Source organism: Algiphilus sp. (assembly GCF_023145115.1).
Lineage (GTDB): Bacteria > Pseudomonadota > Gammaproteobacteria > Nevskiales > Nevskiaceae > Algiphilus.
The window spans coordinates 21,898-34,879 of the sequence record NZ_JAGLEJ010000027.1; the positions used below are offsets into that span (position 1 = coordinate 21,898).

The following is a 12,982-nucleotide window of genomic DNA, read 5'->3' on the forward strand; positions in this document are numbered from 1 at the left end:
GGTGCCGCGCGATGTTAGGAAAGACGCAGGCCACCGTCGACCGGCAGCACCGCACCGGTGACGTAGGCGGCGTCCCCGGACAGCAGGAAGCGCACCGCGCGCGCAATGTCCTCGGGCTCGCCGAGCCGCTGCATCGGAATGCGCGCGCGCTCGGCCTCGCGCTGATCGTCGGCGAGGGGCGACTGGGTCGCCCACAGGATGTGGCCGGGTGCGACGCCGTTGACGCGCACGCGCGGCGCCAGCTCCAGCGCCAGCGCCTCGGTGACGGTCCACAGTCCGCTCTTGGCCGCGAAGTACGGGGCGTAGCCGCTGCGCACGTGCCGCGCCAGGGTGTCGATGATGTTGACGGCCGCGCGCGCGCTGTCCTGCCGGGCGAAGGCCTGCAGCGCCTCGAGCGGCGCCTTGAGGTTGGAGGACAGCAGATCCTCGACCTGATCGGGGCGCATGTCCGGAAGCGGCGTGCGCAGATAGCTCGAGGCATTGTTGACCAGGGCGTCGAGCCGCCCCCAGACCGCGGCGGCCTCGTCGACCGCGCGCGCCGCCGCACCGGTTTCTGCGAAATCGGCCATCACCAGCGCCGTGCTGTCGTCGCGCGCGGCCGCCAGCTCCGCACGCAGCGCCTCGGCCTCGTTCCGGCTGCCGCGGCAGTGCAGCACCACGCGCCAGCCATCGGCGTGCAGCAGGCGGGCGATGCACGCGCCGATGCGGCGCGCCGCGCCGGTCACGAGAACCACCGGTGCCTCGGCTGAAGCGCTCATGTCACCCCGGATGTACGGTCATGCGATGCACCGCATTGTGGCAGTCGCGCCGGGGCTGCGCCCTCATGACCCGGCGCTGTCGCGCAACGCGGCGAGCGCCCGCTCGCGCGCGGCGCGCAGCTGCCCGCCGATCTCGGGGCCCTGCATCCCGGGCGCGATGACGTCGCGCGCCTGCACGCCCAGCACGCGCTCGCGCGCGGCGCGCAGATAGTCGACGCTGGGGTACGGATCATCGTCGTGCCCGAGCCGTCCCCGCGCGTCGGCGGCGCACGCGGCCAGGGCGTGCTCGAAGAAATCGCCGTCGCGCAGCCCCCGCAGCGCCTCGACCAGGCGCAGCAGCGTGGCCGGCCGCAGCTCGCGGGCGCGGTGAACCTCGATGTGGCGCCGGCACACGGCGAGCGCCAGATCGCGCTGCGTGGCCGGCACGCGCAGGCGCTCGCATAAGGCGCGCACCAGCGGCTCGCCGGCGTGCTCGTGGCCGGGGTGCCGGGGCAACACGTCGGAAGGCGTCTCCGCCTTGCCGAGATCGTGCAGCAGCACCGCGACGCGCACCGGCAGGGCCGCACCGGCGGCAGCGGCGGCGTCGAGCGCCATGCCGAGATGCACCCCGGTATCGATCTCGGGATGGTAGTCCGCACGCTGCGGCACGCCGAAGAGGCGATCGACTTCCGGCATCAGCGCCGCCAGTGCCCCGCTCTCGCGCAGCGTGGCGATGTAGACCGAGGGCCGGTCGTGCATCAGTGCGCGCTCGGTCTCGCGCCAGACACGCTCGGGCGCCAGTGCCGCCATCTCGCCGCGCGCGACGATCTCACGCATCAACGCCATGGTCTCGTCGGCGATGCGGAACCCCAGCGGCGCGAAGCGGGTGGCGAAGCGCGCCACGCGCAGCACGCGCAGCGGATCCTCGACGAAGGCGGGCGACACGTGCCGCAGGACGCGCGCCGCAAGATCGGCCTGCCCGCCGCATGGATCGATCAGCGTGCCGTCGGCATCCTCGGCGATGGCGTTGACGGTGAGATCCCGCCGCGTCAGATCCGCCTCCAGCGTCACATCCGGCGACGCGTCGACCACGAAGCCGCGATAGCCGCGACCGGACTTGCGCTCGGTACGCGCCAGCGCATGCTCCTCCCCGGTCTCCGGATGCAGGAACACCGGGAAGTCGCGCCCCACCGCGCGGTAGCCCGCGGCCTCCATTTCGGCCTGCGAGGCGCCCACCACCACCCAGTCGCGTTCGCGCACCGGAAGTCCCAGCAGTCGATCGCGGACCGCGCCGCCGACCAGGTAGCGCTGCATCAGCAGACCAGGGGCGGCCGCACCGGCTCGTCCAGCAGCGGCAGGATGCGGCCCGGCTCGCCGTGCAGGCGCCAGTGGATGATGACGTAGTGGTAGAGCGCGCGCTGCACGTAGCCGCGGGTCTCGTTGAACGGAATGTTGGCGATCCAGGCATCGGCGTCCAGCGGCGCGTCGGGCAGCCAGCCGTCGATGCGGTTGGGCCCGGCGTTGTACGCGGGCAGCACGAACAGCCAGCGGCAGCCGAAGCGGTCGCGCAGCTGGGCCAGATAGCGCGCGGCGAGATCGAGGTTGGTGGCCGGCTCGAACAGCGCCTCGCGTCCGCTGTAGGCCACGCCGCTGCGCTGCGCCACGCGCTGCGCGGTGCCGGGCATGATCTGGGCGATGCCGCGTGCGCCGGCGCCGGACACCGCGCGCGGGTCGTAGAGACTCTCGGTACGCGCGATCGCGTGCAGCCAGGCCAGCGGGACGTCGGCCGCCTGCGCCGACTGCCGGAAATCCCGCTCGTGCGGCAGCGGGAAGCGCAGCGTCAGATCATCCCAGCGGCCGGCGCGCGCCATCCACGCGATGGCCTGCCGGTGCCAGCCCCAGTCCGACAACATGAGCGCGGCCTGTTCCAGACCGTCGGCGTCGAGATCGCCCAGCCCCCACGACAGCTCGGCGGACGCGCGGCGATCGTCCTCGAGCGCGTACCACTCGCGCGCCCGCCGCACCGCCGGCATGTTGGCGAGCTGGCGCTGCGCGTCGGCATCGCGCGCGGTCGGCACCGGATTCAGGGTCGCCGGCAGCCCGGCGCGCTCGGCGGCGAGGAAGCCGTGGAAGCTGCGGTCGCGCGCCAGCTCGGCGTAGGCCGCGGCGGGCTCGGCGGCGCCGGTAGCGACGCGGGCGCGCGCCGCCCAGTAGCGCCAGCGCGCCTCGCCGGCCATGTCGGCGGGCATCGCCGCGATGACGCGGGCGACCTCGTCCCAGTCGCCCGCCCAGAGCGCGGCGCGCACGTGCCACTCGAAATCGTCCTGCCCATGCCCCGAGAGTGGTGCGCGGCGATAGAGATCGAGCGCCAGCGATTCGCGCGACCAGCTCGCCGGCAGCGCCACCGCACGGGTGAGATGGGCACGCTCGTCCGGTGTCAGCGCGCGCGCCTCGATGAGCGCATCGAGCAGGCGGCTCGCCTCCGCGGGGTAGCCGCGGGCGTGGGCATACAGGCCGTAGCGCAGATCATCGAAGGGCACCGGTGCGTCCGGATTCTCGACCAGCCGCTCGAGAAAGGAACCGCGCTGCTGGCGCGCCAGCCGGGCATTCACCCAGATGCGCTGCGCCGCTTCCGGCAGACGCTCGGTGAGGTAGCGCGCCAGCCCGTATTCGCGCGCGTCCAGCGCCAGGCGCACGCGCTCGCGGATGCGGTCGTCGGTGAGGTGCCCCTCGCGCTCCAGCCAGTCGAAGGCGGGGTCGCAGTCGGACGGCATGCTGCGCCCGTTGCGCCAGGCGGCCAGCGCGTCGTCCGCGAAGCCGTCCATGCGCCCCAGCGCCATGCGCGCCTGCAGCCAGTGGCAGAGCAGCGCGTCGGTCGAAGGGCGCCCGTCGAATGCGGCGAGATACTCGGCCCAGCGCTCGCGCGCCGCGAGACTGCGCCACCAGGCCGCGCGCAGCGACTGCGTGTAGGGCGCCGAGCCGTGCGCCGACAGGAATGCACCGATGCGGGCATCGAGCGCGTCGTCGGCATCATCGAGCCGCAGGCGCAGGCGCCGCGCCTGCAGCCACGGATAGAGCGCGTAGGCCTTCAGCGCTGCGCTGTCGTCGGCCGCATCGCCGCCGTCGGCGGCCTCGAAGGCGGTGACGAACGCTTCCCGCGGCGACCCGTCCGACGCCGCCGCGGGGGCGGACATCGCGATCGCGACGAGCAGCGGGGACAGGCAACGCAGGGCAGGCGGCATGGCAACCGGGAGCCGACTAGGATGTGCGCCCATTCTAGGCCCGCCGCCGCGGATCGAGGCGCGGCACTCGACCGCGGCGCTGCATCGACGGGAGCACAACCGTGGAGTACCTGCCCTTCTTTCTCGCCACCGGCGCGCTGTCCGGACTGCTGGCCGGCCTCTTCGGCGTCGGCGGCGGGCTGACCACGGTCCCCATCCTGGCGCTCATCCTGAGCGCGCAGGGCTTCCCCGCCGAGCACGTCATGCAGGTCGCGATCGGCACCTCGCTCGCCGTCATCGCGCTGACCGCGCTGTCCTCGACGCGCGCGCACCATGCCCACGGCGCCGTGCGCTGGCGGCTGCTGGCCTGGCTCGCGCCCGGGCTCGTGGCGGGCGCGCTGCTGGGCGCCTGGACCGCGCACGGCATCTCCAGCGACTGGCTGGCGCGCATCGTCGGCATCGGCGCGCTGGCGGTGGCGCTGAAGCTGATCCTGCAGCCCGATCCGCGCATGCGCACCGGCACGCCGAACGGCGCGGCACTGACCACGGCGGGCGGCGTCATCGGCTGGGCCTCGGCGCTCATCGGCATCGGCGGCGGCTCGCTGACGGTGCCCTTCCTGCGGCTCTATGGCCTGGAGATGCGCCAGGCGGTGGGCACTTCGGCGGCCGGCGGCATTCCCATCGCCTGGGCCGGCGCGGCCGGCTTCATCGTCACCGGCAGCCAGGTCGACGGCCTGCCCGGCGGGCACTGGGGCTACGTCTCGCTGCCCGGCTTCGCCGCGGTGGCGACGGCCTCGGTGCTGCTGGCACCGGTGGGCGCCCGTCTCGCGCATCGGCTGCCGCAGCAGTGGCTGCAGCGCGCCTTCGCGGCACTGCTGCTGGTGATCGGCGTCACCATGCTGTCGGGCGCGGTCTGAGCCGGCGCCGGTACAATCCGCCGCATGAGCGATCACCGTACCGCCGCCGATTCGCGCGTCGACAATCAGGTCTACATGGTCTTTCCCAATGACCTGAACGCCAACGACACCGTGTTCGGCGGCATGATCATGGCGCAGATGGATCGCATCTGCGCGGTGGTCGCCGACCGCCACGCCGGCAGTGTCTGCGTGACCGCCAGCGTCGACGCCGTCCACTTCATGGCCCCCGCGCGGCGCGGCGACGTGCTGGTGTTCCACGCCTGCGTCAACCGCGCCTGGACCACCTCCATGGAGGTGGGCTGCAAGGTCGAGGCCGAGCGCGTCGGCGGCGGCGAGCGCCGCCACATCCTGTCGGCCTATCTGACCTTCGTGGCGCTCGGCGACGACGGCGAGCCGCAGCCGGTGCCGTCGCTGCGCCCCGACGGCGCCACCGAGGACCGCCGCTACCAGGAGGCGCAGATGCGGCGCGATCTGCGCCTGAAACACGCCCGCGAGCTGCGCGCGCTGCGCGGCGAGGAGCACGCATGAGCATCGGCATCGACGGGGTCCGCCAGATCGCGGTCACGGTCTCGGATCTCGACCGCGCAGTGCATTTCTATGCCGACACGCTGGGCATGGACCTGCGCTTCCGCAACGACAAGCTCGCCTTCTTCGACTGCGGCACCACCCGCCTGCTGCTGGCGCTCAAGAACGCCGACGACGCCGACGGCATGGTGCTGTACTTCGAGGTCGCGGACATCTTCACGGCCGTCGACACGCTGCGCGACGGCGGCGTGCACATCGAGAAGGAGCCCGAATGCATCGCGCGCATGGCCGGCCGCGCCATGTGGGTGAGCTTCTTCCGCGACAGCGAGTCCGCGCTGGCGGCGCTGATCGCCGAGCATCCGGACGAGACGGCCGGCGCGCAACCGGCCGAATGATGCTGGCGCGCCGGTGCCACTGAGCGCCGGGGTAGACGACAACAGCGGCGTTCGCGGCCTCACTCCGCCCTACCGCCTGCCGGCCCGGTGGTCTCTCCTGCTCCCGCTCAGGGAAGGGGGCGGCGACTACCCGAACGCCTTCGGCATCGGCGAGCGGCCCTCACCCCACCGCCTGCTCTGCAGGCGGTCCTCCCCTCTCCCGCTTGCGGGAGAGGGGACGTGGTGTCGCTTCGCGACCGGGATATTCAGGGGCAGTCCGCGAAGCTGTCGACCGCTTCCAGCAGGGCGCGCAGGGTGCCGGGCTCGGTGGCGGAATGGCCCGCGTCGGGAACGATCTGCAGATCGGCGCGCGGCCATGCCTTCGACAGTTCCCAGGCAGAGCGCATCGGACAGACCACGTCGTAGCGGCCCTGCACGATGGCGCCCGGCACATCGCGCAGGCGGTCGGCATTGGCCAGGATCCAGTCGGGCCGCTCGAAGAAGCCGCCGTTGACGAAGTAGTGGCACTCGATGCGCGCGAAGGCCTCGGCGAAGCGCACGTCGGCGAAGGCCGCCTCAGCCTCGGGGGTGGCGCGCAGGTTGCTGGTGGCGCCCTCCCATCGGCTCCAGGCGATGGCCGCGGTGCGGCGCTCCGCATCGTCGTCGCTGGTCAGTCGGCGATGATAGGCGTTGAGCAGATCGCCGCGCTCGCGCTCCGGAATCGGTGCCAGGAAGCGCTCCCAGGCATCCGGATAGATCCACGAGCAGCCTTCCTGATAGAACCAGGCGATCTCCTCCGGCCGCAGCAGAAAGATGCCGCGCAGGATCAGCGAGCGCACGCGATCGGTGTGGCGGATGGCGTAGGCCAGCGCCAGCGTCGACCCCCACGAGCCGCCGAACACCATCCAGCGCTCGATGCCGAGGTGATCGCGGATGCGCTCGATGTCGTCGATCAGATCCCAGGTGGTGTTCTCGCGCAGCTCCGCGTGCGGCGTCGAGCGCCCGCACCCGCGCTGGTCGAAGAGCACGATGCGGAAGCGCTGCGGATCGAAGAACTGCCGATGGAACGGCTGGCAGCCCCCGCCCGGCCCTCCGTGCAGGAACAGCACGGGGGTGCCATCCGGATTGCCGGCTTCCTCGACGTGCAGCGTGTGCAGGTCGGAGACGCGCAGCTGCAACGACTGGCGCACCGGAACGGGCGGGTAGAGGCCATCCATCGGGACAAGCGCTTTCACGACAATGTGCCCCTAGCTTAGCGGCTTCCGCGCCGGGACCCGGTCGCGTTCCGGCTTTGCGCGGGGATGCACGCCGGACGCGCGCCGGCTAGCATGCATCTGTCGTCCCCGCTCAGCGCCCGAGCTCCCGCATGCGCCTGTCCGCCCGCTGCATCACCATCGCCCTCCTGATCGCCCCGCAGCTCGCCGCCGGCGGCCCCGCCACCGGCAGGAACGCGATCCCCGCCGACGCCATGGAGCGGCCGCCCGAGCTGGCGCCCGCGGTGAGCTTCTGGCGCGAGATCTTCGGGCACTACTCGCGCCATCAGGTGGTCGTGCACGCCAGCGACTACCCCAACAAGATCTTCACCGTGCTCGACTACCGCGCCGAAGCCGCGCGCGGCATGGATCCGGCCGCGCTGGCGCGCAAGCGCCGCGACGAGACCAGCGCCACCATCGATCGGATCAACCGGCTGCTGGGCGAGCTCGACGCCGCCGGTGGCGACCCCAGCGGCATGGGCGACGATGCCCGCGCCATCGCCGATCTCTTCGCCAACGTCGCGGAGCCCGGCATCTTCGGCCGCGTGCAGGGCAACGTCCGCGCGCAGCAGGGCGTTGCCGAGCGCACGCGCGGCGGGCTCGAGCGCGCCGGCCGCTATCTCCCGTACATGGAGTCGGTGTTCGCCGAGCACGACCTGCCGCGCGCGCTCACGCGACTGCCGCTGGTCGAGTCGTCCTTCGACACCACGGCCTATTCCAAGGTCGGCGCCGCCGGCGTATGGCAGTTCATTCCGAGCTCGGCGCGCCACTACATGCGCTTCGACCACCTCGTCGACGATCGCCGCGATCCGTGGACCGCCACCCGCGGAGCCGCCCGCCATCTGCGCGACGACTACGAGGCGCTCGGCAACTGGCCGCTGGCGGTCACCGCCTACAACTTCGGCCGGCACGGCATCCGGCGGGCGCTGGAGCAGACCGGCGGCAACTCGCTGCCCGACCTCATCCGCGACTACGACCACCCGCGCTTCGGCTTCGCATCGCGCAACTTCTACGCGTCCTTCCTGGCCGCGCTCGACGTCGACCGCGAGCGCGAGCGCTGGTTCGACGATGCCCCCACGCCCCAGGTCCCGGCCCGCTTCGACGAGGTGCAGACCCGGCACTACGTGGCGTGGTCGACGCTGCAGGCACTGTCCGGCTGGGACATCGAAACCTTCGCCAGTCACAACCCGGCCTACTCGGACATGATCCGCGACGGCGACCTGCTGGTACCGCCGGATCATCACATCCGCGTCGCGCCGGGACACCGCGAATCCTTCGCCGAGCAGTACCTGGCCCTCGGCGACGATGCGCTGCATGCGCGCCAGCGCGACGCCTTCCTGACCCATCGCGTGGGCCGCGGCGAGACGCTGTCCGGCATCGCGCGGCGCTACGGCACCTCCGCCAGCCGCCTCCAGCATCTCAATGCGCTGGCCAGCGTGCACCGGCTGCGCGCCGGCCAGGATCTGCGCATCCCGGCGCCCGGCGGCATCGGCGGCGGCGCCGCGGTCGCCTCGTCGTCGGGGGCGCCGGACGGCCGGCACCGCGTGCGCAGCGGCGAGACGCTCTCGGGCATCGCCCGACGCTACGGCACCTCCACGGCCCACCTTCAGCGCAGCAACGGCATTGCCGACGCCCGCGACCTGCGCGCGGGGCAGACGCTGCGCGTGCCGGCCACGGGTGGCCGCGCCACGCACATCGTGGCGAGCGGCGAGACCCTTTCGGGCATCGCGCAGCGCTACGGCACCAGCAGCCGCATGATCGCCGCTGCCAACGGCCTCGCGGATGCCGATCTGCTGCGGCCCGGCATGCGCCTCGAGGTGCCCACCGGGGGCGGACCGCTCCGGCACCGCGTCGCACCCGGCGAGACGCTCTGGGACATCGCGCGCCGACACGGCACCAGCCTCGCCACGCTGACCGCGCACAACGCGCTGGAGGATGCCGACAGCATCCGCCCCGGCCTGATGCTCGAGATCCCCGCGCCGACGAACTGAGGTCCGGCACCGCCGGTCGCGCGCTACACTGGGCGAATCGCAATTCCGCCCGAGGCCCCGCATGGCCGACAAGCGCTTGAAGACCCGGCTCCGCGACCTGGAGCATGCACAGGACTACGCCAGCTGGCACGAGATCGCCGAGGAGCTCGACCGTCTCGAGGGCCTCGATGCCTGGCGCGCCGACGACGCGTCGGACGACTACGACTACCTGCTGATCAAGGAGCGCCTTGCCGAGATGCGCGCGCTGCGCTCCGCCGGCGAGGTCCGGCACCTCGCCTTCTCGCTGCACGAGGGACTGCACGGCAACATCGGCAACATCGCCAACCCGGCGCTGCACGGCGTCGCGCGATGCGGGACCAAGCATCTCATCGAGCAGTACGTCAACGAGGTCGCACGCTGCATCGACTACATCTCCGCCGGCGACTTCCCGGATTTCCCGCCGGCCGAGAAGGTGCTCTTCTTCAAGCGCACCGGCTCGGTGTTCGGCCGATCGGCGCTGATGCTATCGGGCGGCGCTTCGCTGGGCATGTTCCACCTCGGCGTGGTGAAGGCGCTGTTCGAGAACGGCCTGCTGCCGCGCGTGCTGTCGGGCAGTTCGGCGGGCTCGATCATCGCGTCGATGGTCTGCGTGCGCACCGACGAGCAGCTGCCCGACATCTTCGCGCGCGACGGCATCCACCTCGATGCCTTCCAGCGCGTCTCACTGCGCGGCGTGCTTCGCGGCGGCAGCGTCATGGAAGGAGACGCCCTGCAATCCTGCCTGCAGCGCAACATCGGCGATGCCACCTTCGAGCAGGCCTTCGAGTCGACCCGCCGCATGCTCGGCATCACCGTGTCGCCGGCAGAGCCCAATCAGCACGGCCGGCTGCTCAACTATCTGACCGCTCCGCACGTCATGATCAACAGCGCCACGCTGGCGAGCTGTGCGATCCCCGGGGTGTTCCCCTCGGTGATGCTGCAGGCGCGCGACTTCGACGGTGACGTGGTGCCCTACATGCCGTCGAAGCGCTGGGTCGACGGGACGCTGAGCGCCGATCTTCCGATGCTCCGCCTGGCGCGTCTGCACAACGTCAACCACTACATCGTCAGCCAGACCAACCCGCATGTCGTGCCCTTCCTGCGCGACCGGCAGCGCGACGACCACGGCCTGCTTCCCTGGGTCCGCGAGCTGGCTGCCACCAGCGGCCGCAACGCGCTGCGCGTGACCCGCAAGCACTTCGCGGCGGGCAACGCCGTGCTGGCGCAGGCCTACGGCGTGGTGCGCCAGCGCTACTCGGGCGATGTCACGGTATTCCCGAAGCATTCCCCCCGCCAGTTGATACGCATGCTGGCCAACCCGACGGCCGACGAGATCGACGCCTACATCCGCGAGGGCGAACGCGCAACCTGGCCCAAGCTGGCGCGCATCGCCACGCAGACGCGCATCTCGCGCTCGCTCGAGGACGCCACCGCACGCCTCAAGACGCACTCGCCGGCGCGCGGCAGCCGGACGCGGGCGCTGCGCGCGGTCACCGGAGGCAGCGGCCGGTCGCGATGATCACGGACGAGGCGCGCATCCGCGCCGGCCACAGCGCGGGCGCGTGCCTCTGGTACGCGGCGGACCTGCGCAACCTGCCGCAGTGGCTTCCGGCGGCACTGTACGCCGACAAGATCACCGAAGGAGTCCTGGGCGCCGGCGCCCGCTTCGAGGTGCGCCTGCGCATCGGCTTCCGCCGGGTCGCGTTGCACTTCGAGATCCTGCGCTTCTCGCCGCCCTTCACGGCCACGCTCCGCGGCGAGGGTCCGGGCGTGACACTGGTGGCGACGCTGCGCGCCGAGTCCGAGCAGGCGGGACGCGGCGCCATCCTCGCCTGGGACACCGAAGTCCGCCTCGACGGCACGCTGCGCGCGCGCATCGCCGAACCCGGCATCCGGCTCGCGCTGCGCCGCGCGGCGCGCGGCTTGCAACACGCGCTGCGCATGTCGCCACCACCGCGACTGGGCACCGCCGGCTGGCTCGCCGACCGACTGGTGCTGCCCGGTGCAGCCCGCTTCACCCGCCAGGGCTTCGCCGCCGCCCGACTCGCACCGCTGGTGGCGCGCGCGGAAGGCCGTCACGTCGCCATCACCGGTGCCACCGGCGGTCTCGGCGAGGCCGCCGCCATGACCCTGGCCCGGCACGGCGCGCGCATCACCATCGTGGGTCGCGACGGCGAGCGCCTGCGTCGCGTGGTGCGACGATTGCGCATCGATGCCGGCTGCCGGGCCACGGTCGTCGAAGCGGATCTCCTCGATCTCGACAGCACCGCGCGAGCCGCCGATGCGCTGCGCGCCGACCCGCCCGACGCGCTGATCAACAATGCCGGCGCGTTGTTCGGCGAACGCGCCGAGACCGGCCAGGGCTTCGAGCGCACGCTCGCGGTCAATCTGCTGTCGCCGGTGATACTGATGGACGCGGTGGCGCCGGCGATGACGGCGGGCGGTCGGATCATCAACGTCGTCAGCGGCGGCATGTACCTGACACCGCTGGCGCTCGACGACCTGAACTTCGAGCGCGGTCGCTTCGACGGCGCCGTCGCCTACGGACGGGCCAAGCGCGCGCTGACGCTGCTGACCGCGCGCCGGGCGCGCAGCTGGCCGCATCTCGCCCTGCACGCCGTGCACCCGGGCTGGGCGGACACGCCCGGCGTACGCAGCGCGCTCCCGGCCTTCCGGCGCGTGATGCGGCCCTTCCTGCGCGACGCGGACCAGGGCGCCGACAGCATTGTCTGGCTGGCCCTGGATGATGCCGCGGCGGCCAGCCGGCGCGGCGTGTGGTTCGATCGTGCCCCGCATCCGATCGATGTGCTGCCCGCCACACGACTCGCGACTCCGCAGATCGATGCGCTCGACCGCCGGATCGCTACGCTTGTCGGCCCCTGGCTGTCATCAAGGGGGCTTGCGGCCTGACACTCCTCCGTAGCTGCTTGTTGCAGCGCGATGACGACCGCGAGGACCGATGGCTGCCCCCTCTTCCGATACCGCAACGAGCGCCACCGCCAAGGAGCAGTACGCACCCGCGACCGCGCGCGGCCGGGCCACGCGCCAGCGGCTGCTCGACGCCGCCATCGCCGAGTTCGGGGACAAGGGCTTCCACGCCGCCTCGGTGAGCGCGATCACGGCGCGCGCCGGCATCGGCCAGGGGACGTTCTACATCTACTTCGGCTCCAAGGAAGCCTGCTATGCGGTGGCGGTGGAGAACGTCAGCCGGCAGCTCCGTCGCAGCCTGCTGCGCGGCTTCGGTCACCTGCAGCTCGCCGACTGTCTCCGCGACAGCTTCCGCGCCTATCTCGAGTTCTGTGTCGGCAGTCCCGCGGCGATGCGCGCGCTCGACGAGGCGCCCTTCGTCGATCCGGCGATGTGGCGCGAGCACGTGGCGCGCCTGGTGCACTGCTACGCCGACCTGCTCGACCGCCATGCCGCCGGGCCGGTGCGCACCGATCGCGACACGCACGCCCTCGCCATGGTCGGCGCGCTGCAGGCCGCCGCGCACGCGCTGCTCGACAACGGCACGACCGACGGCACCGACCTCGACGGCGATGCCGTGCGTCAGTCCGAGGCGCTGGCCACGCTCATGCTGCACGGCCTGGGCGGGGAACGGCTCAACGGATCGGACGCGCTCGGCGCCTAGCGATCAGCGCGCCTCGGCGGGGATCTCCAGCACGCGCTGGTAGCGCTCGCCGTCGATGCGATAGCCGATGGTGAGCGTCACCACCTCGCCGGCGGCCAGGTCGCGCTGCGGCGCCATCAGCATGAGATGCGTGCCGTGCGGCTCCAGCGACACGCTCTCGCCGGGCGCGATGGCCAGGGCGGGAATCTCGCGCATCCGCATCATGCCGCCCTCGTGCTTCATCTCGTGTACCTCGACCCGGCCGTGCGCATCGCTGGCAAGCCCGTCGAGGGTGAGCGCCGCATCGCCGTCGTTGCGCATCCGCATGTACCCGGC

At 72.4% G+C, this 12,982-nt stretch carries 12 protein-coding genes; 7 read left to right on the top strand and 5 right to left on the bottom strand.

Annotation, left to right across the window (positions count from 1 at the left end; genetic code table 11):
- Positions 1–14 precede the first annotated feature (14 nt).
- The 3 genes from KAH28_RS09340 to KAH28_RS09350 all read right to left on the bottom strand — a co-directional run bounded on the left by KAH28_RS09340 (position 15) and on the right by KAH28_RS09350 (position 3,931).
- Positions 15–758, bottom strand: a complete 744-nt coding sequence (locus KAH28_RS09340; RefSeq protein ID WP_290575946.1) for an SDR family oxidoreductase — start codon at positions 756–758, stop codon at positions 15–17.
- A gap of 63 nt (positions 759–821) precedes the next feature.
- Positions 822–2,051, bottom strand: a complete 1,230-nt coding sequence (locus KAH28_RS09345; RefSeq protein WP_290575948.1) for a multifunctional CCA addition/repair protein — start codon at positions 2,049–2,051, stop codon at positions 822–824.
- Positions 2,051–3,931, bottom strand: a complete 1,881-nt coding sequence (locus KAH28_RS09350) for a transglycosylase SLT domain-containing protein (RefSeq protein ID WP_290575950.1) — start codon at positions 3,929–3,931, stop codon at positions 2,051–2,053. Before KAH28_RS09350 ends, KAH28_RS09345 begins: the two co-directional genes overlap by 1 nt.
- A 149-nt stretch (positions 3,932–4,080) precedes the next feature.
- On the opposite strand from KAH28_RS09350, the gene KAH28_RS09355 reads away from it, so the two are divergent.
- From KAH28_RS09355 to KAH28_RS09365, 3 genes are read left to right on the top strand one after another with little or no spacing between them, the layout of a single operon-like run.
- The gene (locus KAH28_RS09355) at positions 4,081–4,875 is read left to right on the top strand and encodes a sulfite exporter TauE/SafE family protein (RefSeq protein WP_290575952.1); all 795 of its coding nucleotides are present in this window, start codon (positions 4,081–4,083) and stop codon (positions 4,873–4,875) included.
- Between the two features lie 24 nt (positions 4,876–4,899).
- The gene (locus KAH28_RS09360; RefSeq protein ID WP_290575954.1) at positions 4,900–5,403 is read left to right on the top strand and encodes an acyl-CoA thioesterase; all 504 of its coding nucleotides are present in this window, start codon (positions 4,900–4,902) and stop codon (positions 5,401–5,403) included.
- Positions 5,400–5,795, top strand: a complete 396-nt coding sequence (locus tag KAH28_RS09365) for a VOC family protein (RefSeq protein WP_290575956.1) — start codon at positions 5,400–5,402, stop codon at positions 5,793–5,795. Before KAH28_RS09360 ends, KAH28_RS09365 begins: the two co-directional genes overlap by 4 nt.
- Positions 5,796–6,040: 245 nt before the next feature.
- Here the strand turns inward: KAH28_RS09365 and pip are convergent, their stop codons facing one another.
- Complete coding sequence (pip, locus tag KAH28_RS09370; RefSeq protein ID WP_366918162.1) at positions 6,041–6,991, bottom strand: prolyl aminopeptidase; 951 nt, start codon at positions 6,989–6,991, stop codon at positions 6,041–6,043.
- A 149-nt stretch (positions 6,992–7,140) separates the two neighbouring features.
- Between pip and KAH28_RS09375 the strand changes: the two genes are divergently transcribed.
- The 4 genes from KAH28_RS09375 to KAH28_RS09390 all read left to right on the top strand — a co-directional run bounded on the left by KAH28_RS09375 (position 7,141) and on the right by KAH28_RS09390 (position 12,667).
- Positions 7,141–9,018 carry a LysM peptidoglycan-binding domain-containing protein gene (locus KAH28_RS09375; RefSeq protein WP_290575960.1) on the top strand — a complete coding sequence of 626 codons (1,878 nt, stop codon included), beginning with the start codon at positions 7,141–7,143 and terminating at the stop codon, positions 9,016–9,018.
- Positions 9,019–9,079: 61 nt separating this feature from the next.
- On the top strand, positions 9,080–10,555 hold the full coding sequence (locus KAH28_RS09380) for a DUF3336 domain-containing protein (RefSeq protein ID WP_290575962.1): 1,476 nt from the start codon (positions 9,080–9,082) through the stop codon (positions 10,553–10,555).
- Positions 10,552–11,946 carry an SDR family NAD(P)-dependent oxidoreductase gene (locus tag KAH28_RS09385; RefSeq protein ID WP_290575964.1) on the top strand — a complete coding sequence of 465 codons (1,395 nt, stop codon included), beginning with the start codon at positions 10,552–10,554 and terminating at the stop codon, positions 11,944–11,946. Before KAH28_RS09380 ends, KAH28_RS09385 begins: the two co-directional genes overlap by 4 nt.
- Positions 11,947–11,995: 49 nt before the next feature.
- Positions 11,996–12,667: a TetR/AcrR family transcriptional regulator gene (locus KAH28_RS09390; RefSeq protein ID WP_290575966.1), complete on the top strand. Its 672-nt coding sequence runs from the start codon at positions 11,996–11,998 to the stop codon at positions 12,665–12,667.
- Positions 12,668–12,670: 3 nt separating this feature from the next.
- Here the strand turns inward: KAH28_RS09390 and KAH28_RS09395 are convergent.
- The coding region (locus KAH28_RS09395; RefSeq protein ID WP_290575968.1) for a copper chaperone PCu(A)C at positions 12,671–12,982 on the bottom strand (312 nt) is incomplete at its 5' end.

Coding starts and splice junctions, on each gene's coding strand:
- KAH28_RS09365 (WP_290575956.1), top strand. CDS start 5,400: ATGAGCATCGGCATCGACGGGGTCCGCCAGATCGCGGTCACGGTCTCG.
- pip (WP_366918162.1), bottom strand. CDS start 6,991: ATGGATGGCCTCTACCCGCCCGTTCCGGTGCGCCAGTCGTTGCAGCTG.
- KAH28_RS09345 (WP_290575948.1), bottom strand. CDS start 2,051: ATGCAGCGCTACCTGGTCGGCGGCGCGGTCCGCGATCGACTGCTGGGA.
- KAH28_RS09340 (WP_290575946.1), bottom strand. CDS start 758: ATGAGCGCTTCAGCCGAGGCACCGGTGGTTCTCGTGACCGGCGCGGCG.
- KAH28_RS09390 (WP_290575966.1), top strand. CDS start 11,996: ATGGCTGCCCCCTCTTCCGATACCGCAACGAGCGCCACCGCCAAGGAG.
- KAH28_RS09350 (WP_290575950.1), bottom strand. CDS start 3,931: ATGTCCGCCCCCGCGGCGGCGTCGGACGGGTCGCCGCGGGAAGCGTTC.
- KAH28_RS09385 (WP_290575964.1), top strand. CDS start 10,552: ATGATCACGGACGAGGCGCGCATCCGCGCCGGCCACAGCGCGGGCGCG.
- KAH28_RS09360 (WP_290575954.1), top strand. CDS start 4,900: ATGAGCGATCACCGTACCGCCGCCGATTCGCGCGTCGACAATCAGGTC.
- KAH28_RS09375 (WP_290575960.1), top strand. CDS start 7,141: ATGCGCCTGTCCGCCCGCTGCATCACCATCGCCCTCCTGATCGCCCCG.
- KAH28_RS09380 (WP_290575962.1), top strand. CDS start 9,080: ATGGCCGACAAGCGCTTGAAGACCCGGCTCCGCGACCTGGAGCATGCA.